Source organism: Vibrio sp. YT-19(2023) (assembly GCF_033337395.1).
The window spans coordinates 1-587 of sequence record NZ_JAWOQN010000816.1; the positions used below are offsets into that span (position 1 = coordinate 1).

Annotated in this window: 1 protein-coding gene; it reads right to left on the bottom strand. The window is 42.4% G+C overall.

The annotated features are described in order from the left end of the window. The coding region (locus R7E78_RS28615) for a DUF3103 family protein (RefSeq protein WP_318058947.1) at positions 1–543 on the bottom strand (543 nt) is incomplete at its 3' end. Positions 544–587: the final 44 nt, after the last annotated feature.

Genomic DNA, 587 nt, shown 5'->3' on the forward strand with positions numbered 1-587 from the left:
TAAGCCTGCTTTGAGCTCTGCAGAGCTGTTGTTATCGACAACTAGAACGGGAACGTCAGGAAGCTGATACACATCAAGTTGATGAATTTGCCCGTAAACGTCAAACGCTTCGATGTATTGCCAGCTTTCATCATCACCGCTTGGTTCAAAGGCAAAGAGTGGTGCAACGTCGCCATTGAGCCATGCTCCTAGCATTTTTTCGTTGGCTAAGCGCACTTCTAGCAATTGATCTGAGAATTCAGTAATGCCTTTCCAGCTACGAATTTGAGCGTCGGCTTCAACGAGCTGTTGGCTAAATTCTGCAGTAGGGTTTTGCTCAATGAAAGAGGAGACAGGAACATTGGTTTGTTGAGCAGTAATATCTCTTCTCAACATAGGCTCAATTGCCGTATAGTTTTCGCTCAGTTGTTGAGCAAGTTCCCGTTTGGTTTGTGTAATGTCGTCCGCACGCGCATTAGATACGTTTGTCACTTTAGTATCTTCAGATTGGCAGCCAATCAGTGCTAATGTACTGAGAACAGACAGAATGATAGTTTTTTTCATAGTATGTCCTTTATTGATTTTATGAAATAGAGTTAATACTCTAT